17 protein-coding genes are annotated in these 24131 nt (G+C 52.4%); 7 read left to right on the top strand and 10 right to left on the bottom strand.

The genetic code is table 11. The features are described 5' to 3' along the window. Window positions 1-344 precede the first annotated feature (344 nt). From AC4LF3_RS11335 to AC4LF3_RS11315, 5 genes are all read right to left on the bottom strand, one after another. Window positions 345-1481, bottom strand: a complete 1137-nt coding sequence (locus tag AC4LF3_RS11335; RefSeq protein ID WP_491835333.1) for a hypothetical protein — start codon at window positions 1479-1481, stop codon at window positions 345-347. A gap of 638 nt (window positions 1482-2119) precedes the next feature. Continuing rightward, on the bottom strand, window positions 2120-3364 hold the full coding sequence (locus tag AC4LF3_RS11330; protein ID WP_019367027.1) for a ribonucleotide-diphosphate reductase subunit beta: 1245 nt from the start codon (window positions 3362-3364) through the stop codon (window positions 2120-2122). Between the two features lie 304 nt (window positions 3365-3668). After that, on the bottom strand, window positions 3669-6584 hold the full coding sequence (locus AC4LF3_RS11325; protein WP_019367028.1) for a ribonucleoside-diphosphate reductase subunit alpha: 2916 nt from the start codon (window positions 6582-6584) through the stop codon (window positions 3669-3671). 678 nt (window positions 6585-7262) lie between these two features. After that, on the bottom strand, window positions 7263-7664 hold the full coding sequence (locus AC4LF3_RS11320; RefSeq protein ID WP_150347186.1) for a YbaN family protein: 402 nt from the start codon (window positions 7662-7664) through the stop codon (window positions 7263-7265). A 15-nt stretch (window positions 7665-7679) separates the two neighbouring features. Continuing rightward, window positions 7680-8264: a UPF0149 family protein gene (locus tag AC4LF3_RS11315; protein ID WP_491835332.1), complete on the bottom strand. Its 585-nt coding sequence runs from the start codon at window positions 8262-8264 to the stop codon at window positions 7680-7682. A gap of 329 nt (window positions 8265-8593) precedes the next feature. Between AC4LF3_RS11315 and recQ the strand changes: the two genes are divergently transcribed. The 3 genes from recQ (at window position 8594) to AC4LF3_RS11300 (ending at window position 13748) form a co-directional block, all read left to right on the top strand. Then, complete coding sequence (recQ, locus tag AC4LF3_RS11310) at window positions 8594-10729, top strand: DNA helicase RecQ (RefSeq protein WP_491835331.1); 2136 nt, start codon at window positions 8594-8596, stop codon at window positions 10727-10729. Window positions 10730-10845: 116 nt separating this feature from the next. Then, window positions 10846-11289, top strand: a complete 444-nt coding sequence (locus AC4LF3_RS11305) for a MarR family transcriptional regulator (protein WP_010794666.1) — start codon at window positions 10846-10848, stop codon at window positions 11287-11289. A 170-nt stretch (window positions 11290-11459) separates the two neighbouring features. Then, window positions 11460-13748 (top strand): type IV pilus assembly protein FimV, encoded by a 2289-nt coding sequence (locus tag AC4LF3_RS11300; RefSeq protein ID WP_491835330.1) that lies wholly within the window; start codon window positions 11460-11462, stop codon window positions 13746-13748. Window positions 13749-13776: 28 nt separating this feature from the next. Here AC4LF3_RS11300 and AC4LF3_RS11295 read toward each other — a convergent pair whose 3' ends face one another. Next, complete coding sequence (locus AC4LF3_RS11295; protein WP_491835329.1) at window positions 13777-15978, bottom strand: patatin-like phospholipase family protein; 2202 nt, start codon at window positions 15976-15978, stop codon at window positions 13777-13779. A 65-nt stretch (window positions 15979-16043) separates the two neighbouring features. On the opposite strand from AC4LF3_RS11295, the gene AC4LF3_RS11290 reads away from it, so the two are divergent. Then, the gene (locus AC4LF3_RS11290; protein ID WP_491835328.1) at window positions 16044-16355 is read left to right on the top strand and encodes an Rdx family protein; all 312 of its coding nucleotides are present in this window, start codon (window positions 16044-16046) and stop codon (window positions 16353-16355) included. 31 nt (window positions 16356-16386) lie between these two features. On the opposite strand, the gene cspD is transcribed toward AC4LF3_RS11290, so the two are convergent. Beyond that, on the bottom strand, window positions 16387-16659 hold the full coding sequence (gene cspD / locus AC4LF3_RS11285; protein WP_010794662.1) for a cold shock domain-containing protein CspD: 273 nt from the start codon (window positions 16657-16659) through the stop codon (window positions 16387-16389). A gap of 227 nt (window positions 16660-16886) precedes the next feature. Between cspD and clpS the strand changes: the two genes are divergently transcribed. Next, on the top strand, window positions 16887-17246 hold the full coding sequence (clpS, locus tag AC4LF3_RS11280) for an ATP-dependent Clp protease adapter ClpS (protein ID WP_026004116.1): 360 nt from the start codon (window positions 16887-16889) through the stop codon (window positions 17244-17246). 26 nt (window positions 17247-17272) lie between these two features. Then, on the top strand, window positions 17273-19540 hold the full coding sequence (gene clpA, locus AC4LF3_RS11275) for an ATP-dependent Clp protease ATP-binding subunit ClpA (protein ID WP_074824332.1): 2268 nt from the start codon (window positions 17273-17275) through the stop codon (window positions 19538-19540). A gap of 54 nt (window positions 19541-19594) precedes the next feature. Here clpA and infA read toward each other — a convergent pair whose 3' ends face one another. The 3 genes from infA to aat form a co-directional block, all read right to left on the bottom strand. Beyond that, complete coding sequence (infA, locus tag AC4LF3_RS11270) at window positions 19595-19813, bottom strand: translation initiation factor IF-1 (RefSeq protein ID WP_002553999.1); 219 nt, start codon at window positions 19811-19813, stop codon at window positions 19595-19597. Window positions 19814-19914: 101 nt separating this feature from the next. Further along, entirely contained in the window at window positions 19915-20622 is a 708-nt protein-coding gene (locus tag AC4LF3_RS11265; protein WP_010794658.1) for an arginyltransferase, read from the bottom strand. Window positions 20623-20663: 41 nt separating this feature from the next. Next, a complete protein-coding gene (gene aat, locus AC4LF3_RS11260; protein ID WP_491836279.1) occupies window positions 20664-21353 on the bottom strand; it encodes a leucyl/phenylalanyl-tRNA--protein transferase in 690 nt (229 codons plus the stop codon). Window positions 21354-21608: 255 nt separating this feature from the next. Here aat and AC4LF3_RS11255 point away from each other — a divergent pair, with 255 nt between their 5' ends. Continuing rightward, window positions 21609-24110 (top strand): DNA translocase FtsK, encoded by a 2502-nt coding sequence (locus tag AC4LF3_RS11255; RefSeq protein WP_219855017.1) that lies wholly within the window; start codon window positions 21609-21611, stop codon window positions 24108-24110. Window positions 24111-24131: the final 21 nt, after the last annotated feature.

Genomic DNA, 24131 nt, shown 5'->3' with positions numbered 1-24131 from the left:
AAGGCCCTCCTTGGTGATGGCTGATAAATCGTGGATTTCACACGTTTCGCCGCGGCTATGCAACACATGTCCGCCATATGTCTGCTAGGCAGCAGTCGAGGAACAATTCCTACGCGTGGGTTTCTATATTCCGCCAGCGAACGTGCAGTCGATGCCTTGTCAATCTTCAAGAGGCTAAGCCTCAAAAAAGGGACTTTAAAATAGCAGTCAGGTTCGAAAAGAGTAGTGGAAATAAGTAGTAAAGACTTGCTATAGCGAAAGCAAACCTGCCACCTTTCACTCATGGAATCTATAAGGGCGTGCGCTTAGCTGTACGCCACCCTATAAAAAAATCGCTTTATTTATTAATAAAGAGTCTGGGCAGCTACAAAAGTTTCTAATTCGTCCTTGTATGAAAGTTTAGGGGTATATAGGTTGTGAAAAGCTCGGCCAATAGCTCCTGAGAAAAGAATTAAGTCTGGATTTTGACTGCCGCCCATAAGAATGTGGTTTATAGCTATGCCAGGGTAAGGGTCTATATAGTAGATCTCTTTTATTCCAAGCTGGTAAGCTTTTTTTGAGCATAGCTCACACGGACTTGCTGTAGTAAACAGCTTGCCTCCTTCTATAGCTTGACCACCATATTTCGTTAATTGGAGAAAAGCATTTTCTTCTGCATGTAGAGAGCGTGTGAAGACTTGATTATTGCTATCTTTGAGTTTGTTGTATTCAGTTTTAAAGCAGTAAGATAAGTTTCTTCCAGTAATTTCGCTTATGTTTTTTAGTTTTATAGTTTTTACGGCAATATGGTTGATAAAATCAGAGCTCCCTTTTTCAAATTCTGAGTATGCAGATTGGTCAAAGCCTTCTTCTAAATCAACTCTACTTCTCAGATTGCACGGAACCTGTCCTTTTGGAGCATCATTCCACCCGATACATTTTACGGAGAAGTTTTGATCCGTAACTACTGCGCCTACTTGTCTAGAAATACAGCCTGAGTTTAACTTTGCTGTATGTGCTACTTGCATACATCTTTCTAAGGCTGTAGGGGTTATTGTCCCTGGATATCTCATGAGCGTAACAAACTTAATAAGCTGATTCGCTAGGCCGAAATGTTCAGAAACTTTGTTTTCGGCAGGCTGATTGTTTATATGCAGATCTGCGATTTGCAAACATGACGGAATATCTTGAGTAATGTAAGCTAGAGGGGTGTTTAGCTTAAATGCTTCATCAGGATACTCCGCTGAGTCAATTTTTTTTATTTCATCGTCGGTGTACCCTTGAAGCCGTAATCTCTTCTTTCGTTTTTCGTCAATACACGATACTGCAATTAAATAGAATGCAGAATATCTATCTTGAAAGTAAACGGCCTCGAATGGGTTTCGGATCGCATCAATAACAATGTATGTTCTTTTTGTATCTGTGGATTTAGAGTTTTTTCTTATTGACTTTATTATTTCATCTATCTTTTCAGAAACGGTCGTAAATTTTCCAGGTAGCACTTTTTCCGTAAAAGGGCTTCCTGAGCTTCTGATATTTTTTCCTATTTTTTGGAAAATTTTTACAAAATTAGCTTTTCCTAGAATATTTCTTAGTTCTGAGTTTATTTTTTGAAGTGTCTCTCCATAGAAATCTCTGACAAGTTCGTTGGTGCTTAAATAGTCTCTCTTTGTCTTTTCAAGCTCAGTAAGTATTTTAGAAATATTCTCATCGGAACACTCTATATGAGAGTTTATAAACTGAGAGAATTCAGCCTCATCTTTTAAGGCTGATTTTGCTAGTTCAAGAGTAAGAATAGTGCTCGCCTGGATATGAATGAATGGAGTCCAGCTTGATTGAGCTCTCTTATGTATTATTTTTTCTTTTCTGTGCTCATTGCTTTCAGGAGTCGTCCCTGTATAGAGTGAGTTTTTTAATTCAGAAAAATTTTTTGTTAGTAAGTTTGCAGCTGTGGTACATCCGCTCCCAGTGCGCCCAATGAGACCTATTATAATAAAGTCATCTTGCTCACCGTATATGCTAGATATTGCTTCTTCTAGTTAGGTCATTTTCTTCTTCCATAAAAAACCCCGCACTAGGCGGGGTTTACCCAACATCCATGGCAGGTGTAGGGTTAATTTACTCCGTGACGCACCTCACATCAATCCCAGCTCAACGCACCACCCGTCTGATACTCAATCACGCGCGTCTCGAAGAAGTTCTTCTCTTTCTTCAGATCCATGATTTCGCTCATCCACGGGAAGGGGTTAGTGGTACCGGGGTATTCTTCCTTCAGACCGATCTGGGTCAAACGGCGGTTGGCGATGAACTTCAGGTAGTCTTCCATCATGGCCGCGTTCATGCCCAGTACGCCGCGGGGCATGGTGTCGCGCGCGTATTCGATCTCGAGCTGCGTGCCCTGGAGAATCATCTGGGTGGCTTCGTCCTTCATCTGGGCATCCCACAGGTGCGGGTTCTCGATCTTGATCTGGTTAATCATGTCAATGCCAAAGTTCAGGTGCATGGACTCGTCACGCAGGATGTATTGGAACTGTTCGGCAGTACCGGTCATCTTATTGCGACGGCCCATGGAAAGGATCTGGGTGAAACCGCAGTAGAAGAAGATACCTTCCAGTACACAGTAGTACGCGATCAGGTTCTTGAGGAACTGACGATCCGTCTCGGGTGTGCCGGTCTTGAATTCCGGATCGGAGATGGAGCGGGTGTACTTGAGGCCCCAGGACGCTTTTTTCGCGACTGACGGAATCTCGTGGTACATGTTGAAGATTTCGCCTTCGTCCATGCCCAGGGATTCAATGCAGTACTGGTACGCATGAGTGTGGATCGCTTCTTCAAATGCCTGGCGCAGGATGTACTGGCGGCACTCGGGGTTGGTGATGAGGCGGTACACGGCCAGCACCAGGTTGTTAGCAACCAGGGAGTCGGCAGTGGAGAAGAAACCCAGGTTACGCTTCACGATACGGCGCTCGTCCTCGGAGAGACCGTCAGCGCTCTTCCACAGAGCGATGTCCCCAGTCATGTTGACTTCCTGCGGCATCCAGTGGTTGGCGCAGCCGTCCAGGTACTTCTGCCAGGCCCAGTCGTACTTGAAGGGTACGAGCTGGTTCAAGTCGGCGCGGGCATTGATCATTTGCTTGTCGCCTACCTGTACACGGGCAGCGGAGCCTTCCAGATCATCCAGGCCTTCTTGAATGTCGAGATCGTTCAGTGCGGCCTTGGCGCGGGCTACGGCGTCAGAGTCGGCGGCATCTACGGCGCGTGCTTCGTTGGCAGCAGCACCGCCTACGCTATCCAGTTTTTCCAGCGGCATGTCGCCGTCCTGCTGTGCAGTGGCAGGGGTGGCGGTTGCTTCTTCGTCTTTGTCGAATTCGTCCCAGCTCAGCATGGTGTGTTCTCCTGCGTGAGGACCGGCACTCGGCCAGTCGGTAAAATCTAGATGTCTTTTAGAGTGCACATGGGGCACGGTGTTTGATCGGACGTCACACGTTTAAGCAGCGGATGACCGCACTATGTGGTTACGCCCCAATCATGCCTGCTCTGCCAAGGTGAGCCCCTGTAATCATGCTCAAGGCAGGGACAGGCCAATCGGTCTCGTGAGGCCGATTTTCAGTACTTGTTGTGTTTGGATTTACGTTCGGGGAGGGTGGTAAACCCCTCCCCGAATCCTCTCCGAAGAGAGGGCTTATGGCTTACTGACAGGCTTCGCAGTCGGGGTCGTCGATGCTGCAGGCCTTGGGCACTGGTGCCGGAGCCGGAGCGGGTGCTGCCTCGGCTTTTTGTGCTGGCGCCGGTGAGGCACTGGCTTGTACGCCGGTGATCGGATCTGCACTAACGGCATTCAGCTTGCCGGTGTTGATGGTGGACTTCTCGGTGCTGGTAGCAGCCAGGGCGCGGAGGTAATAGGTGGTCTTCAGACCACGGAACCACGCCATGCGATAGGTTACGTCCAGCTTCTTGCCCGAGGCGCCAGCGATGTAGAGGTTCAGGGACTGTGCCTGATCGATCCACTTCTGACGGCGGCTCGCTGCTTCCACGATCCAACGGGTTTCGACTTCAAACGCGGTAGCGTACAGGTCCTTCAGGTCTTGCGGGATGCGCTCGATCTGCTGGACGGAGCCGTCGTAGTACTTGAGGTCGTTGACCATGACTGGATCCCACAGGCCGCGTGCTTTCAAGTCACGCACCAGGTAGGGGTTGATCACGGTGAACTCGCCCGACAGGTTCGATTTCACGTACAGGTTCTGGTAAGTCGGCTCGATGGACTGCGATACGCCGGTGATGTTGGCGATGGTTGCAGTCGGCGCGATGGCCATGATGTTCGAGTTACGGATACCTTTCTTAACGCGTTCGCGAATCGGCGCCCAATCCAATGTCTCGGACAGGTCGACTTCAATGTACTTGGAGCCACGCTCTTCGATCAGCATCTTTTCAGAGTCGATCGGCAGAATGCCCTTGGACCACAGCGAGCCTTCGAACGTCTCGTAGCTACCACGCTCGTCGGCCAGGTCACAGGACGCCTGGATCGCAAAGTAGCTAATCGCTTCCATGGACTTGTCGGCGAACTCGACGGCGGCATCTGAACCATAGGCGATGTGCTGGAGGTACAGCGCGTCCTGGAAGCCCATGATGCCCATGCCCACCGGGCGGTGCTTCAGGTTGGAGTTGCGAGCCTGAGGAACCGAGTAGTAGTTGATGTCGATAACGTTATCGAGCATGCGCACGGCCGTCTTTACGGTACGGCCAATCTTTTCGATGTCCAGCTTGCCTTCGACGATGTGGTTCACCAGGTTGATCGAGCCCAGGTTACATACAGCGATCTCGTCCTTGTTGGTATTCAAGGTGATCTCGGTGCACAGGTTGGAGCTGTGAACCACGCCCACGTGCTGCTGCGGGCTGCGCAGGTTGCATGGGTCCTTGAAGGTCAACCAGGGATGGCCGGTTTCGAACAGCATGGACAACATCTTGCGCCACAGATCCTTGGCCTTGATGGTCTTGTACAGCTTGATCTTGCCGTATTCGATCAGGGCTTCGTAATACTCATAACGCTCTTCAAATGCCTTGCCGTACAGGTCGTGTAGATCCGGTACATCGGAAGGGGAGAACAGGGTCCAATTGCCGTCATCGAATACACGCTTCATGAACAGATCCGGAATCCAGTTCGCGGTGTTCATGTCGTGAGTACGGCGGCGGTCGTCACCGGTGTTCTTGCGCAGCTCGAGGAATTCTTCGATATCTAGGTGCCAGGTTTCCAGGTACGCACAGACGGCGCCCTTGCGCTTGCCACCCTGGTTAACGGCTACGGCGGTGTCGTTCACTACCTTCAGGAACGGAACAACGCCCTGGGACTTGCCGTTGGTGCCCTTGATGTAGGAGCCCAATGCACGGACCGGAGTCCAGTCATTACCCAGGCCGCCGGCGAATTTAGACAGCATGGCGTTATCGTGGATCGCGCCGTAGATGCCCGACAGATCATCCGGGACGGTAGTCAGGTAGCAGCTGGACAGCTGTGGGCGCAGGGTGCCGGCGTTGAACAGGGTCGGTGTGGACGCCATGTAGTCAAAGCTGGACAGCAGATTGTAAAACTCGATTGCCCGCGCTTCCTTGTCGGCTTCCATGTGGGACAAGCCCATGGCGACGCGCATGAAAAACAGCTGCGGCAGTTCGAAGCGGGTACCGTTGCTATGCAGGAAGTAGCGGTCATATAGCGTCTGCAGGCCGAGGTAGGTGAACTGCCCGTCACGCTCGTGGTTGATCGCCTTGCCCAGCTTTTCCAGGTCGAAGCTTGCCAGTTTCGGATCCAGCAGCTCCAGCTCTACGCCTTTGGCAACGTAGGCGGGCAGGGCCTTGGCATACAGGTCGGCCATCTCATGGTGAGTGGCGCTTTCTGCAACGCTTAGGAAGGACAGGCCTTCAGCACGCAGGCTGTCGAGCAGTAGGCGGGCTGTAACGAAGGAGTAATTCGGCTCACGCTCAACCAGCGTACGCGCCGTCATGACCAAGGCGGTATTAACGTCTTTTTCGGCTACGCCGTCGTACAGGTTCTTCAGTGTTTCGCGCTGGATCAGCTCGCCGTTGACTTCGGCCAAGCCTTCACATGCTTCGGAGATGATGGTGTTCAGACGACCCATGTCCAGCGGAAGCAGAGTACCGTCAGCCTTGGTTACGCGGATGCTTGGATGCGGCTCTGCCACTTCAGCAACGGCGCGCTTGCGCTCTTGGGCGCGTGCTTCGCGATAGATCACGTAATCACGGGCCACTTTTTGTTCGCCGGCACGCATCAGGGCCAATTCGACCTGATCCTGAATTTCTTCGATGTGAATCGTACCACCGGAAGGCATGCGACGCTTGAAGGTCGCTGTGACCTGCTCGGTCAGACGCTTTACCGTGTTATGGATACGTGAGGAAGCCGCAGCAGTACCACCTTCAACAGCCAGGAATGCCTTGGTGATGGCAACGGTGATCTTGTCGTCAGTGTAGGGAACGACTGTGCCGTTACGCTTGATGACACGCAGTTGGCCGGGAGCAGTGGCCTTGACGTCCAGGTTGTTGTCGTCGGCCGGGAAGCCGTCGGTCGTTGCTTTCTCGCGGGACAGATCAGTCTGCATGCGGGTTCGTCTCCTAACGTTATAAGTACGATGGAGCCTCTACGGCTCCTATCTTTAAGCGTTTTGCAAAACGGCGCCGGGTTGGCTTTGCAAAACGCTCACACCAGACACGGCTTATGGCCAGGCCCGTTAATCACTCAAACATGAGCCATAAAGCGTTAAAGGCTCAAAAAACGATTCAATACCAGCCGGCGGCTAACCACATCATGTAGTGGTAGGGGCTGTATGGGCTTCGGGGAGGAATAGCGGGTTGGCTGGTCTCCGAAGCTGCGTCAATCGTCATTGAAAAAGAGCTTCGACCAACCGGAGGCTGAACGCTTGACGGGTTGACAAGTTTTACATTGTCTAGTGTCCGGTTGCTCGGCGAACCCCAATATATAGGGATGTTCGTTAAAGCGAGGTACAAGATAATGCGCTAGCGGCTGCTTTGCAAGTTGATAAAACGCCACAGCCTGTGGATAAAAAGTGGGTAATTTTGGGATATGTCGACGCAGGTCGCATGGCTTCTGAGGTTCGCCGTCAGTCGCGTTTTCCACATCTTTTCGTCAGAGCAGCCAAATGAAATTTCGTTCAAACGTTAACACTATATGTAGTGGTGCTTTTATGACCGGATGCGATAGAGGTAAGCAAGAGAAGTCAAGTAGAAAACGCTTCTTTAAGGATGATAAATGAGTCCCGCTAAGGGACGGGACGAGTCTTCTGACGAAGGATGTAGATTGTCACGCAGACCGAGCTGACCACCATGAACACGCGTGCCCAGAAATAGGGTACTAGCCAGCTGGAGACTCCAATGCTGATCCACATGGTGAGAATGGCGTAGATTTTTCCCTTGAGCGGAATCCCTTCACCTTCCAGATAATCCTTGATCCAGGGGCCTAGCCGAGGATGGTTGACCAGCCAGCCATAGAAGCGCTCCGAGCTGCGCATAAAGCAGCCCGCTGCGAGGAGGAGAAAAGGGGTGGTTGGTAGAAGAGGCAGAAAAATGCCAATCACGCCCAAGGTAACACTGACCCAGCCCAGCGTCAGCAGGCTATAACGGACCCAGGGCCGCCGGCTGACGCGTACATCTCGTTCAGGCATTCGATGTTGAGAGCCTCAGTGACGAGGCTTTAGCAACGCTGGCTTTTCTTCAGGGGCATGGCACAGCAGGAACAGCTGCGTCAGGATTTCCGGAGTCTGCGAAACCATGTTATCGACCAGTTCAGGGTCTTCAGCGATATCGCTGAATTCAGCCTGTTCTTCGAAAAGGCCTGAACCAACCATGATGGGCAACAGCAGCTCGCTGACTTCTTCCTCGGCCTGCTCGAACCAGACGGCTTCACGCAGGAAGACGCCTTCCATGAATCCGATACACCAGCCGCGCAGGTCGGAGTCATCTGGATCGTCGCCTAGCTCCAGGTCGCATGGAAGCTCAAGCTCTTCATCGCTGCCCAGTATGCGCAGGATATGCGCCTTGAGCTGGACAAGCGTGGATTCGATTTCTTCGCGCTGTGCATCGCTGGTGTAATGCGGCGGCTCGGCGAAAAGGGCATCGATCCATTCACGCTCGGGTACGTCTTCCGGGCAAATGGCCAGAGCGGTTAGATAACCGTGCGCTGCGATGTAGTCGAGCGCTTCCTCATGCAGGTCGTCCGCATCAAGAAACTCACGGAGACGGGACAGTTGTTCAGCGAAGGACATCGGTTACTTACCTCGGAAAACGGGCTGGATATACGATAAAGGCAGTCGCGTTACGATGATGTTCCCGCAAATCGCCTATTGAGTTCCATATTGTTCATAGGCTGAACTCGGGAAAGCCACACGGACGACGTGCATGGTGTCACGTTCTGCAACTGCCTCAACGAAGCCGATTGTAGACGAGCCGGTGCGCCGCGGCAAAAGGCACGTCATTAATCTAGCCAATCTGGCCCTTCTATCAGGGCTTTGTTACAGCCTTGGGCACTGAGTGACGGATAACCGGGCGTTTCTTGTCAGTGCCCGTATAATGCGCGCCATCAAATGGAGGCAGCATGTTCGATCAAGCTTTGCGTATTCTTAAAGACGTCTTTGGTTATGACGCGTTCCGTGGCAATCAGGCCCGGATTATCGAGCGCGTTGCCAACGGCGGAGATGCGCTGGTGCTCATGCCTACAGGTGGCGGCAAATCCCTGTGTTATCAGGTACCCGCCTTGTTGCGTGAGGGGCTGACCGTTGTCGTCTCGCCACTGATCGCCTTGATGGATGATCAGGTTGCGACGCTGGATGAACTAGGCGTGCCAGCGGTCGCGCTCAATTCGACGCTTTCGCCCGAGGCACAGCGCGACATTGCTGCACGGCTTGAGCGCGGCGAGATCAAGCTCTTGTACCTGGCGCCGGAGCGTCTGGTGCAGCCGCGCATGCTGAATTTCCTGCAGCGACTCGGCAACATTGCACTATTCGCCATCGACGAGGCGCACTGCGTTTCCCAGTGGGGGCACGATTTTAGGCCAGAGTATCTGCAGCTTGGCCAATTGGCAGAGCAGTTTCCCGATGTGCCACGCATTGCCTTGACCGCTACGGCAGACATGCGGACCCGGGATGAAATGATTCAGCGACTGCATCTGCAGAATGCCGAGCAGTTTCTATCCAGTTTTGACCGACCCAACATTTTCTACCGTATTGTTCCCAAGGAGCAGCCTCGCAAGCAGTTGTTGTCGTTTCTGACGCAGCATCGGGGTGATGCGGGCATTGTTTACTGCATGTCGCGTAAAAAGGTCGAGGAGGTAGCTGAGTACCTTTCTGTGCAGGGTTTTCCCGCCTTGCCTTACCATGCAGGGCTTTCCAACGAGCTGCGTGCGTTTAACCAGAAACGTTTCCTCAACGAAGAAGGGCTCATCATGGTCGCGACTATTGCCTTTGGCATGGGCATCGACAAGCCGAACGTTCGCTTTGTCGCGCACCTGGATCTGCCCAAGAGTCTGGAAGCGTATTACCAGGAGACTGGACGAGCAGGGCGGGATGGTTTGCCCTCTGATGCCTGGATGGCTTATGGATTGCAGGATGTCCTGCTGCTTCGCCAGATGATGCAAAGCTCCGAAGGGGATGAGCGTCATAAGCGCGTAGAGCGCAACAAACTCGAAGCCATGCTGGCATTGTGCGAAGAGACACGCTGCCGCCGGCAGGTACTGCTGGCCTATTTCGATGAAACATTGCCTGAGCCCTGTGGGCATTGTGATAATTGCGTAGATGGTGTCGAAACCTGGGATGCCACCCAGCCGGCTCGGCAGGCATTGTCAGCCATCTATAGGAGCGGTCAGCGGTATGGCGTAGGCCATCTGGTCGATATCCTGCTGGGGCGGGAAAATGACAAGATCAAAAGTCTGGGTCATGAGCGTCTGGCTGTTTTCGGCCTTGGTAAATCGCTGGCTGAAGATGAATGGCGAACCCTCTTTCGTCAGCTGGTAGCGCGTGGTTTCGCTGACGTGGATGTAGACGGCTTTGGTGGTCTCCGTCTGACGGAGGCATGCCGTCCGCTTCTGCGTGGGGAAACGACGCTCGAGCTACGCCGTGATCCCAAGCCGCAGCGTACACGCGGTAACAATTCCGGCCCCAGCGCAGCCAGCCAATTGGTACGCTCTGAAGAGCGTCAGCAGTGGGAGGCCCTGCGTACGCTGCGTCGGAAACTGGCAGAAGAGCACGGAGTGCCTCCTTATGTCATTTTCCCGGATGCAACCTTGTTGGAAATGTTGCGGGGACAGCCACGAACCTTGCACGATATGGGGCGTATCAGTGGTGTGGGCGCGCGGAAGCTTGAACGGTATGGCCAGGCTTTTCTTGACGTGCTGACAGACGCCCCAGCAGCACTGGAGCCTGTTGCCGATGTTCGTCATGAGGTCATTACCCTGGTCCGTGCGGGTATGACGCCTCCGCAAATCTCACGGCAGCTTTCCTGCTCTGAGAAAAATGTGTACAGCATTCTAGCGGAGGCCATTGCACGACAGCAGCTTTCACTGGAGCAGGCGCTTGAGCTGCCCGATGATCTTGTAGGCGAAATCCAGGATGCGTTTTTGGAGGAAGAGGGCGACTTGCCTCCAGCAGCAGCGCTGGCGGATCGATTCGCTGACCAAGTGCCTGTCGGTGTTTTGTACTGCATAAGGGCTGCACTGGCTGCAGAGCTCGCAGAGTAAAGAGAGATAAGCTGTCAAATGAGCTGATGGCGGGATAAATTCACTATCAAAACTAGATTGTAGGCTGTTTAATAGCTAAACAATAATAACCGTCAAAACGATAAGGTCATTGGTCCATGCCGCAAAACGATCCCCATCTCTTTGGTCGTCAGCTTTTCCATGTTTCGCGTGCCTGGCGGGCAGAGCTTGATCGCCGTCTGAGCCATCTGGGTTTATCCCAGGCGCGCTGGCAGGTCTTGCTGACCCTTGCACGCATGAAGGATCAGCATCCTACTCAACGAGAACTGGCCCAAAGTGTCAGTGTAGAGGGGCCAACATTGGCTCGTCTTTTGGACGGACTTGAAGCTCAGAAACTGGTGCGCCGAGTGGCGGTGAGTGAAGATCGTCGAGCCAAGCGCATCATGCTGACAGCTGCCGCTGGCCCGCTTATTGAAAAGATTCAAGCCATTGCGGATGAGTTGCGTGAAGAGTTGCTGGCGGGTATTGATGACTCCGCGATTGATATTTGCCAGCAAGTCCATCAGAAAGTACTAGCCAACCTCGAAAAACGAGGCCAGTAATCGGAATCTTCGCGGCTCCGCTGAGGGCCGCGTCGCATCGGTTTGTCCCTCTATACTTTCAGTGCTACTTTTTTGAATAGCGCTCGCTAGTCGATTTCCTAAACTTTCTACGAGCGCAGCCGTTGCCGTTGTCAGGGCGGTAATTTTTTTATTTGCAGTTAGGGCGCTGAATGGCCACGAAAAACGTTAATCGTTTTCGAACTCTCGTAATAGTATCCGGCCTGGTGCTGGGCGTTGGCAGCAGCTCTGTCTTTGCAGTCGGGCTGGGCAACATCACGCTTCAGTCTTCCCTCTATCAGCCTCTTAGCGCGCGTATCGAGCTGGTGGATGTCGGTGAGCTTGAGGCCAGCGATTTTCACATCGGCCTTGCGTCTAATGACGAGTTTGCGCGTTCTGGCCTCGATCGTACTCAGTTCATGAGCGACATGCACTTCACGCCAGTGATTGAGCCGGGCGGCAGGAGTTATATTCGCGTCACATCGACCCGTCCGGTTAGCGAGCCTTATTTGAGTTTTCTGGTTGGTCTTGAGCTGCCCGGCGGGCGTCAGTTGCGTGAGTTCACTGTGCTGATAGATCCGCCTGGCTATCAGGTGCCTGCAAGCCCTGCGGTGAGCCGGAGCAACAGCTATGCACAGGTATCACGTCCTGCTGCACCCCGTGCTTCGCGGCCATCTACGCCTCCTGCGCCGACACCCAGACCAGGCCTTCAGGCAGGTGCTGCTACCTACACGACACGCGCAAACGATACGCTCTGGCAGATTGCACAGAAGCTGGTTCGCCAGGCGGGTAAAGGCTCTGTTCAGCAAATGATGGGGGACTTGTATTCGCTGAATACCAATGCATTTGCCGCGGGCGACATGCACCGGCTCAGGGTAGGGCAAACGTTACGTCTTCCTGCCGACTTTTCTACTCCTGTAGCAGGGGCTGAACAAAACGGCGCATCGATTGCTGCTCCGGCGCAAAATCCTCCTCGTGAACAGTCCTTACCGTCAGAGTCGCCCACGAACACTGCCCCGGTACAAGCTGGAGTGGAGCAGACAGTACCTACGGCGGTTGCTCAGCAGGATCAGCTTCTGCTTCGTATGGCTCAGCTGCAAGCTCAATTGGAGCAACTCCAGGCTCGTCTGGATGAAACCGTAAGGGATAAGGATAACCAGATCGCAGCGTTGCAGCAGGAGGTTGCTCAGCTGCGTACCTCTGAAAAAACAAGCGATATACCCTCGCCAGCGGACCCGTCTTTGGCACCGCCCCCGTCAACTCTTTCCGACGGTGATATAGGAGTAGCTCGGGCGCCGTCTGAAGATCCTTCACAGGCACCCACCATTGCTCCGTCTGCTCCAACTACGCTGCCTGAACAGAGCGCTTCGCAGACCCTAAGCCCTCTTGTCGCACCGTCACCGGTGCAAGCCGGCGCAGAGCAGGAAAGGGATTGGTCATCCTATTATTTATGGCTGGTTCCTGTAGCCGCCTTGCTGGCAGCGGCCGTCATTGCGTTACGTCGTCGACGTACACGGGAGGAATCGGCAGTTGCTGTAGTGACTGGTGTACCTGAAGGGGACGAGCCCGATCATGACGGTCATGCTCTTGTGCCGCTTGTCGAGCCAGCGGTTATAGCTAGCCGTGTGGAACCGCATGATGCTGAGCCTCAGATACCTGTTTCACCCCAGCATGCCACGCCCAAGGCTGACGATGAATTTCTGGGACGTGCCGAAATTTACCTGGCTTATGGACGTTATAACCAGGCTCGTGAGGTGCTTGAGGAAGGCATCGCCGAGCAGCCTGGCCGCCTGGATCTGCGCATGATGCTGCTCCAGGTGCTGGCTGCTTTAGGTGAGAGAAAGCTGTTCGCCGTTCAAGAGGCGGCCGTTCGTGAATTGGGTGGCGATACGCAGGCAATCGATCAGCTAAAGGCACTCCTTCCAGGCATGATCGAGGAATCGGCTGAGGAGCAGAGCGTCAAAGCTGAGGAGGAACCTCTGGAGGTTTCTCTTGATCTGCCCGACGGTCTGGAAGAGGAGTGGAAACCTCAGCTTGACTTGAAAGCTGACGAAATGAAGCCCACTCAAGCCGATATCGAAAATTTCGATCTGGATTTACAGGACCTCAGTTTTGATGACGCTATTGCCCTTACAGAGCTGCTAGACGCTGAGCAAGGACATGAAAAAGCCAAGCCTGCTGAGGCGTTGGACGATGATTTTCCTTATACGTTAGGAGAGTTGCCATCAGTGGATGAGCTGGACATGACGCTGGACGAGCATTTCGCCAGCCATGTGCCGAGCGCCTCGGTGGCAGACAATGAGCTGAGCGATTATCCGGCCAGCCCTCTGTTGCAACAGGCGAAATCCTGCATGGCCCAAGGCGATATGCGGGCAGCCAGCGCTATTCTTCAGCGGATCCTCAATGAAGGAAACGATGCACAGCGCCATGAGGCAGAGGTACTACTGGCGCGCATTGCTTGATGCGCGCTGTAAACGTCTAATTTGAGCCTTAGAAGTTATTTCCGAGATTCAGGTAAACCGCTCGTTGGCCGTCATCATTTAATCCATAGCTAAAGTTAAGCGGTCCCAGTGGAGTATCAAATCCCAGGAAAATACTACCTGCGGTGATTGAGCCGCTGTCATAGTTATTTCCATTGTTCCAGATACGCCCTTGCTCAAGACTTCCTCCGAGATAAACAGGGAAGTCGAGCGGTAGGAGTGAGCGCTCTGTCATCCGACGATAATAGATCAGCCGCCCCAGCGTGTAATTCTGGCCAGACAGGGCATCCTGTCGATAACCGGAAAGTTGCCTTGCGCCGCCCAAGAGATAGCTGCTGGTTACCGTGTCAATATCGTTGAACGTTCGGCCGTAATAACCACCTAGAACTACAGTGTCCTGGCCAAACGTCAACGCCTTGTCTAATTTGAACTCCATCTGCTGGTAACGCTCATCCGAGCCAAGGCTGGTATCAAATTGGCGAAGGGTTACAGAAATATCTTCTCCCTCATTGGGAAAGTCCACATTATCCATGGTATCGAATGAGTATTTCAGCTCATAGAAGCCTTCGCTAAATGTATCGGTCGGGAGATTCGAATTACCGATATGGACCTTCGTTTTACCCCAGCGCTGACCGATGCCAAAGCGGATCTCGCCATTGTTGTTAATCTGTCTCCCCACATTAAATCCGTACCCATACCGCTCACGACGATATTCAGCTATAGGATCATTATCCTGGACGGCTTCGATGTTTTGTGCGTCCGCACTCAGATAGGGCGCAAAGAAATATCGTGAGCCTACATCCAGCGGCTGATAGAACTCTGTGTAAAGTTCTTGTTTGTCGCCAACCTGAAGGCGGGTCAGCCATTCGGCGCCTAATTTATTGATGCCGTTTATCCGATAGCTGGCGCCTATATTAAAAGCGCTGTCGCCCTCCATGTCGTCTGAAAGGTTCAAGCCTAGCCGCAGAAAATCAGTGCCGCTGCGTTTTCCGAGCGCATGAATTACAAGGGCGTTATCGTCTTCGCCTTTCTTCTTTTGTCGGACGATGCGGTATTCCACCTGATCAAAGTAGTCGAGCCCATAAATGGTGCCCATATCGTCTTTTAACTTTTCTAGATCAAGCGGTTCGCCTAATGACTGACGTACGTAATGCCGGATAACACTGTCGCTTACCTTGGAGTCGTTTTCGATCCGTACCTCTGTAATGATCGGGTTTCGCTGCCCCGGCTGGCGTGCAATGGACAATGCAATGTCCGTATCGTCTACCGGCGGGCGCCTCAGACTGGCCAGGCGAGAAGACAATGCCTGAGTGGCGCGATAGCCAGCGTCAATTAATTCATTGACGCTACCAAAGTCAGCGCTGGTGTACGCAGCCAGCGGTGGTTCAACCAAAATATCTTTGGATGTGAGTGTTGCCAGCTGAGCTTCGGAGTTGTTGCGTGTCATCAGGGTAGTGGACTGGTTGAGCACGTCTACAACGGTAGTAAGCTCCTTGCGTTTCAATAGTGGAGTGCCGATATCAACAGCAATAACCCTATCAACACCCATGCTGCGAGCGACATCGATAGGGATGTTATCAACCATGCCACCATCGACTAGCAAGCGTCCGTCTACATCAACCGGTGCAAATACGGCTGGAATTGACATGCTGGCTCGAATAGCCCGGGGCAAATGTCCCTTGCTGAACACAACTTTTTCGCCTGTCACGATATCAGTGGCAACGGCACGAAAGGGAATAGCCAATTTATCGAAGTTTCGCGTTTCGCTCGTGTGGACCAGCAGGCTTTCCAGTAGCATGGAAAGGTTCTGGCCTTGAATGACACCAATCGGAAGGCCCAGCGTTCCATCGTCTCGAAAGCTGAGTTGCTGCTTGATGAGAAAGTCTCTGTCATCCTGCTTTCGTCGAAACGGAACGTCCTTACGGGGAGGTTGATCCGAAAGTACCTGCTGCCAGTCCATTTCTTTGGCAATGCGCTCAATTTCGTCAACTTTGTAGCCAGCTGCATACAAACCGCCAATGACTGCACCCATGCTGGTTCCAGCGATGGCATCGACATGAATGCCTTGTTCTTCCAGTGCTTTCAATACGCCGATATGAGCGAGTCCGCGCGCTGCGCCCCCAGATAATACCAGCCCTATTTTAGAGTGAGCTTGGTCACTCCATGAAAGGCTTGGCAGTAACAGTAGTAAACAAAGAAATAGGTATCGCATGAGCAAGCCACAGGCAGGCGAGAGACGGGAAGCTTATTATAAGCAGCTCAAAAGAGGAGAATGGGATGACTGAGCAAAAGCCAGAGGTGGTTATTACCTATTACACACAATGCCAGTGGCTACTGCGAGCGGCCTGGATGGCGCAGGAGTTGTTGAGTACCTTTGCCACTGAACTGGGCCGGGTCAGCCTTGAGCCATCGACAGGTGGTACTTTTCAGATTACTTGCGATGGGGCTCTCATATGGGAAAGAAAACGGGATGGAGGTTTTCCTGAGGCCAAGGTCTTGAAACAGCGTGTTCGCGACCTTATTAATCCGGATAGGGATTTAGGTCATAGTGATCGGCAAGGTAAGCAAGATTCTATGCCTGAGCGATAAAGCCGCTCAGGCATAACTGCGAATCCTGGCGTCACACCTCGGAGGTCATCCTTGCATTGGCAGGCTCGCTGATTCGTTCGGTTCTTGCTGGTGCAGCTACTTCCGCAGCGCGGATGTTAACGGCATGCAAGCCCTTGGGGCCTTGAATGATTTCAAAATTCACGGCCTGGCCAGCTTTCAGTGTTCGATAGCCGTCCATCTGGATTGCTGAATAATGAGCGAATAGGTCTTCGTCGCTTCCTTCCGCTACTATGAAGCCGTATCCCTTGGCATTGTTGAACCACTTGACTTTGCCGCTGAGCATGCTGGCATCCCTCTGCAAAGGACTCCACAGGTGGAGTATTATCCCACTACAGTCCCGTTCAGATAGTCTTGAACGCACTAAAACACGGAACCCCTGGTACCCTTATGGGTATCCAAAGGTTTTAACACCCTTTTAGGGTTAGTCAAGGCGATGCGATATTCGCCTGAGAAGTAGATCAAGGTCTTTGCGGACCTTCTAATCCATTCACTAGAAAAAATTTCTTGAGCATGCATCCAATCAGCCATATTCGACTAACATCAGAACAAGGCCCTTCACATCACGAGGATGACGGTGCAGGCCTGGCTGTCCAGGAAGCAAAACCTGCATTGAAGGCTCCGTCGTTGTATAAGGTACTTATGTTCAACGACGACTACACCCCGATGGAGTTTGTTGTTGAGGTGCTTGAGAAGTTCTTTAGCATGAATCGTGAAAAGGCCACACAGATAATGTTGGTCGTTCACACCCAAGGTAAGGCCGTGTGTGGAGTCTTTACTCGCGACATTGCTGAAACCAAGGCCATGCAAGTGAATCAATATGCTAGGGAGAGCCAGCATCCGCTCCTTTGTGAGATTGAAATAGAAAGTTGATCTGTGCCTGGCTATGAGGTGAAGCTATGTTGAATCGTGAGCTCGAAGTCACCCTCAATCTTGCCTTCAAGGAGGCAAGAACGAAGCGTCATGAATTCATGACTGTCGAACACCTCCTCCTCGCGTTGCTGGATAACGAAGCGGCTGCAACAGTGCTTCGTGCATGTGGTGCGAACATGGATAAGTTGCGGCGGGATCTGCACGAGTTTATCGACTCGACGACTCCGCTCATCCCGCAGCAAGATGAAGAGCGTGAAACCCAGCCTACGCTTGGTTTCCAGCGTGTCCTGCAGCGTGCTGTTTTCCATGTGCAAAGTTCCGGCAAGCGAGAGGTAACCGGAGCGAACGTCCTTGTTGCGATTTTTTCAGAGCAGGAAAGCCAGGCGGTCTTTTTGCTCAAGCAACAGAGCGTAGCGCGTATTGATGTTGTCAATTTTATCGCTCATGGGATTTCCAAGGTGCCTGGCACCAATGAGAGAGACCAAGAGCAGGATCAGCCTGATGAGGAGGGCGGAGAAACAACCGCCAGCAACCATCCTCTGGAGGCTTATGCAAGTAATCTGAACGAGTTGGCTCGTCAGGGTCGTATCGATCCTCTTGTCGGTCGTGAGAACGAAGTAGAGCGTGTCGCCCAGATTCTGGCTCGCCGCCGCAAGAACAACCCTTTGCTGGTGGGTGAGGCCGGGGTAGGCAAAACGGCGATTGCTGAAGGTTTGGCTAAGCGCATCGTTGATGGGCAGGTGCCGGATCTGCTGGCTGATAGTGTCGTTTATTCACTTGACTTGGGTGCGCTGCTGGCTGGTACCAAGTACCGCGGCGATTTTGAGAAGCGCTTCAAGGGGTTGCTACACGAGTTGCGTAAGCGTCCCCATGCTGTGTTGTTTATTGACGAGATCCACACAATCATCGGTGCGGGTGCCGCATCTGGTGGTGTAATGGATGCTTCTAACCTGCTCAAGCCATTGTTGTCATCGGGTGAAATCCGCTGCATCGGCTCAACAACCTTCCAGGAATTCCGCGGTATTTTCGAGAAAGATCGTGCCTTGGCGCGCCGGTTCCAGAAAGTTGATGTGGTTGAGCCTTCCGTTGAAGATACCTTTGGTATCTTGCGAGGCCTGAAAGCTCGCTTTGAGCAACATCATGGTATTGAGTACAGTGATGAGGCACTGCGTGCCGCCGCCGATTTGGCTGCGCGTTATATTAATGATCGACATATGCCGGACAAGGCTATCGACGTCATTGATGAGGCGGGTGCTTTCCAGCGATTACAGCCTGAATCGAAGCGTGTGCAGCGTATCGAAGTCGCACAGGTTGAGGACATCGTTGCCAAGATTGCTCGAATTCCTCCAAAGACGGTCAATACGTCGGACAAGGAGCTTCTGCGTAATCTGGAGCGCGATCTGAAATTGACGGTATTTGGTCAGGACATGGCAATCGACTCGCTGTCGACTGCTATCAAGCTCTCGCGAGCTGGTCTTAAATCGCCCGACAAGCCGGTCGGCTCCTTCCTGTTTGCCGGTCCTACCGGTGTTGGTAAGACAGAGGTGGCAAGACAGCTAGCTAAAGCGTTAGGGATCGAATTGATCCGCTTCGATATGTCGGAGTATATGGAGCGTCATACCGTTTCGCGTTTGATCGGTGCGCCTCCTGGCTACGTTGGCTTTGACCAGGGTGGTCTGCTGACTGAAGCTATTACCAAGACGCCGCATTGTGTACTTCTGCTTGATGAGATCGAAAAGGCGCATCCTGAGGTCTTTAACCTGCTTCTGCAGGTCATGGATCATGGTACGTTGACGGATAACAACGGCCGTAAGGCTGATTTCCGTAACGTTATTGTGATTCTCACGACCAACGCAGGTGCTGAAACTGCTTCTCGTGCCTCGATCGGCTTCACGTTGCAAGATCACTCAACCGACGCAATGGAAGTTATCAAGAAGAGCTTTACACCTGAGTTCCGTAACCGCCTGGATACCATTATCCAGTTTGGTCGCCTTAGCCACGAAACCATCAAGAGCATCGTGGATAAATTCCTCACTGAGTTGCAAGCTCAGCTGGAAGATAAACGCGTTCAGCTTGAGGTCTCGGATGCTGCCCGCGGCTGGCTGGCTACCAACGGTTATGATCCTCAGATGGGAGCTCGGCCCATGGGGCGTCTCATTCAGGATAAGATCAAGCGGCCGCTGGCTGAAGAGATCTTGTTTGGTGAGTTGGCTGAACATGGGGGGGTGGTTCACATCGATCTCAAGGGTGATGAGTTAGCCTTTGAGTACGAAACTACGGCGGAGCCTGCATAAAGAGGTTGCGCCCACAAAAAAGCCCGGCATATGCCGGGCTTTTTTGTGGAGGTATCAACGAGCGCGATACGTGATTCGACCTTTACTCAGATCGTAGGGCGTCAGTTCCACGCGCACCTTGTCTCCGGTTAGGATACGAATGTAGTTCTTGCGCATCTTTCCAGAAATATGCGCCGTAACGACGTGCCCATTTTCCAACTCCACGCGGAACATGGTGTTAGGCAGGGTGTCGACGACAGTACCTTCCATTTCGAAGCTGTCTTCTTTCGACATAGGTTATGAAGCCCCTCGGTAACATAAAAATGCCTGGACCATCCAGGCGGAAAATCGGCATGCATTGTGCCCGAAAAACTCAATCGATGCCATGTCTGATGTCAGGACACTCGAACCCAGCGTTGATTGACAAAGAGTTCGATTGGCCGATATTGAGTCTTATAGGACATCTTTCGACAGCCTTTGATCCAATAACCGAGATAAACCGCTTCAAGATTCAGGCGTGCCGTTTCCGCGATCTGCCAGAGAATGCCAAACGTACCAAGACTTCTACGTTCCTCGTCTGGATCATAGAAGGTATACACGGCAGACAGGCCGTTGGGTAACACATCGGTTACTGCAACGCCAACCAAGCGTTCGCCCAAGCGCATTTCGTAAAAAAAGGCGTAAGGCAGCTCCCGGATAAGAAAGGTCGTAAACTGTTCTCGGCTTGGAGGGTACATGTCTCCGTCTGCATGCCGTTCCGTAATGTAGCGTGCATACAGTCGATAATGCTCTTCTGTAAAGCGAGGCCTACGCTTTTCAATGGTGATATCTGCATTTCGCTTGAGAATACGCTTCTGACGTCTATCGGGAACAAAATCGGCAGCGCGAATACGTGCCGGAACGCACGCCTTGCATTGCTGGCAGTGAGGTCGATATAGATGATCTCCGCTGCGCCTGAAACCTAATTCAGAGAGTTCGGCATACAGCTGGCCGCTCATGGGTTGGGCGGGGTCGAGAAAGAGCGTGGTTGCCTGCTGGTCAGGCAGGTAACTGCAAGTGTGCGGCTGAGTGGCGTAAAACTTCAATCGGGCCAGCTCGCTCATAATCTACCTCTAGGAAAACATGAGGAAGGTAATCAATCTTGTCATGCCGGTTGCGAAGACCAGTCTGCTTTAGATGTTTCGTCCAGGTATCGTGCCAAATAGTTCGAAAATTGCGTACGAGAAATGCTCGTCGCGCCAAAGCTTTCAAGATGTCGCGTGGGCATCTGGCAATCAATCAGCGCGAAGTCCCATTCTGCCAGTTGCTGAGCCAATGTAGCGAAACTAACCTTGGACGCGTTGGCGGTGCGGCTAAACATGGACTCTCCAAAGAATAGTTTACCGATTGCCAAGCCATACAGGCCGCCGACGAGCGAGTCTTCTTCCCAAACTTCGACTGAATGAGCAATGCCTCGTTTGTAAAGCTCTACATAGGCCTGCTGCATTTCCGAGGTAATCCATGTTTCGTGGGTATAATCTCGTGGTTCAGAGCACCCCTTGATGACCTGCGCAAAATCTTTGTCAAAGGTCACCGTAAAGCGTTGCTGACGAATCAGCTTTGCAAGGCTGCGAGAGATATGGATCTCTTCAGGTATCAATACCGTTCTGGGGTCGGGTGACCACCAAAGAATGGGTTGGTCAGCCTGGAACCATGGAAAGCAACCGTGACGATAGGCGGCAATCAAGCGTTCGGGTGAAAGGTCACCGCCTATCGCAAGCAGCCCATTAGGTTCGCTCAGCGCACTACTGAGCGGCGGAAATTGTATAAAGTCGCGTTTCAACCAAGTCAGCATGGAAGGGGAGGGGGTTAACAAAGTAGTCTTCAGGCTAACTCCGATTACTGGCAAGCGCCAGTTTTCCCTTTTGATTTAAACTTTGTTGAGGAATGCTGCATAACTCTTTGTCACAACAGCAAAAGAATGTTCCAATGCATGGTTCACGGCTAAAGTCGTGGTAAAAATAGGTCATTGTTGTTGCGACTCGGTTTTTCGTATGGAACGAGCTGCGTAGGGTCGTAGAATGCTGCCTTGTTTCTTTTCATCTTCACGTTGTCGGTGCAGGAAAAGTCGCGTTTGAAACAATCTACTTCTGCCAGCCATGTGACACAGTGGCGCGAACACCTTCATTATCGTTTGAAGGAGGTGTTGCTTATCGCATTAGCCGCCTTGTGTCTGTATACACTGATGGCTTTATTGACCTATGACCCCTCTGATCCAGGCTGGACGCACACCAGTCGTATAGATCAGATCCACAACGCTGCAGGGCGTGCTGGCGCATGGCTGGCTGATGTCCTCTTTATGGCGTTGGGATACTTCGCTTTCATTTTTCCGTTGCTGTTAGGCATCAAGACCTGGCAGGTGTTCAGGCATCGCTATATGCCATGGGAATGGAGCGGGTGGCTGTTTTCATGGCGTCTGACCGGACTGGTTTTCCTTATTCTGGCAGGCTCTGCACTGGCTTACATTCACTTTCACGCTGACGCCCATTTGCCGGCTTCGGCAGGCGGTGCGCTTGGAGAAAGCCTGGGGCAACTTGCCCTTAATGCTCTAAATGTGCAGGGCAGTACATTGCTATTTTTAGCAGTATTCCTGTTGGGCCTCACCGTTTTTACCGATCTCTCCTGGTTTAAGGTCATGGACCTGACAGGAAAGATTACGCTTGATTTATTCGAGCTTGTTCAGGGAGGCGCCAGCCGCTGGATGGGTAGCCGCAGTGAGCGGAAGCGTCTTGCTTCACAACTGCAGGATGAAGAGTATTACGACGATGAAGAGCTTGAGGTTGAGGAGGAAGAACCTCAGGCGCCTATCAAGCGAGAAGCTAAAAAGACTCGTGAGCGTGTCGTTGAAACCGTTGAGCTTGATGATGAAGCTCTGGTGCCTGAGCGCAAGTCCGTTCCCGCTATGCCAGTTAATGAGCGGCCTGTAGTGGAAAAGCCTCAAGCTGCCAAGCCAGCACCTCAGATCAATATGCCAGCGCCTGCTCCGATCCCTAAGCCGATCGAGGCAAAACGATCCGCTCCGCCTGCCGCGCACGTTGTTGATTCAGCCGTTGAAGGTACGATACCACCGATATCCTTGCTGGATCCGGCAGAGAAAAAACAGCAGAGTTTTTCTCCAGAGTCGCTTGAGACGATGTCACGTCTGCTTGAGATAAAACTCAAGGAGTTTGGTGTCGAGGTCACAGTCGAGTCGGTTCACCCGGGACCAGTCATTACTCGTTTTGAGATACAACCTGCTGCTGGAGTGAAAGTCAGCCGTATTTCTAACTTGGCGAAAGATCTGGCGCGCTCACTGGCTGTTTTCAGTGTTCGGGTTGTTGAGGTCATTCCGGGCAAAACTACTGTCGGTATCGAGATTCCAAATGAAGACCGACAGATGGTGCGTTTTTCTGAAGTATTGGAGTCTCCTGAATATGAGGCCTCCAAGTCGCCCGTGACGCTCGCCCTAGGCCATGACATTGGCGGTAGGCCTGTTATCGCGGATTTGGCCAAAATGCCGCACTTGCTTGTAGCAGGTACCACAGGCTCGGGTAAGTCCGTTGGCGTAAACGCTATGCTTCTATCGATTCTGTTCAAGTCGACGCCCGAAGAGGCGCGGTTGATCATGATCGACCCCAAGATGTTGGAATTGTCTATCTACGAGGGCATTCCACACCTTCTTTGCCCTGTCGTGACGGACATGAAAGAGGCTGCCAATGCGCTGCGCTGGAGCGTAGCCGAAATGGAGCGGCGCTATAAGCTCATGGCTGCTATGGGGGTCAGAAACCTTGCTGGCTTCAACCGCAAGATCAAGGACGCGGAGGAGGCAGGGACACCTCTGACAGATCCTCTTTATCGACGCGAAAGCATGGATGACGAAGCGCCGCTTCTAAAAGCGCTGCCTACGATCGTTGTAGTTGTCGATGAATTCGCCGACATGATGATGATTGTTGGCAAAAAAGTGGAAGAACTGATTGCGCGTATTGCTCAAAAGGCGCGTGCTGCAGGTATTCACCTGATCCTGGCCACGCAGCGCCCTTCGGTAGATGTTATTACCGGCCTGATCAAAGCTAACATCCCGACGCGTATGGCTTTCCAAGTATCGAGCAAGATCGACTCTAGAACCATTCTTGATCAGGGTGGTGCAGAACAGCTGCTGGGGCATGGTGACATGCTCTATCTCCCACCAGGCACGGGTCTTCCTATTCGTGTCCATGGCGCTTTCGTCTCAGATGACGAGGTGCATCGCCTGGTTGAAGCCTGGAAACAACGCGGCGCGCCTGACTACATTGAAGACATCCTTGCGGGAGCAGATGAGGGCGGTGGCTCCTTTGAGGGTGGTAGCGGTGGTGATGGCAGTGAAGGAAATGAAGACGATCCCCTTTACGATGAGGCTGTCCGCTTTGTAACCGAAAGCCGCAGGGCCTCGATTTCTGCGGTTCAGCGCAAGCTCAAGATCGGTTATAACCGTGCTGCGCGAATGATCGAGGCCATGGAGATGGCTGGAGTTGTCACGCCTATGAATACGAACGGTTCAAGAGAGGTGATTGCACCTTCTCCTGTGCGTGATTAACCAATGTTTAAGAGGAATTCC

Source organism: Pseudomonas sp. C2.3V (assembly GCF_058536325.1).
The sequence above is the reverse complement of the archived record's forward strand: the minus strand, read 5'-3'. Positions and strand labels throughout refer to the sequence as shown.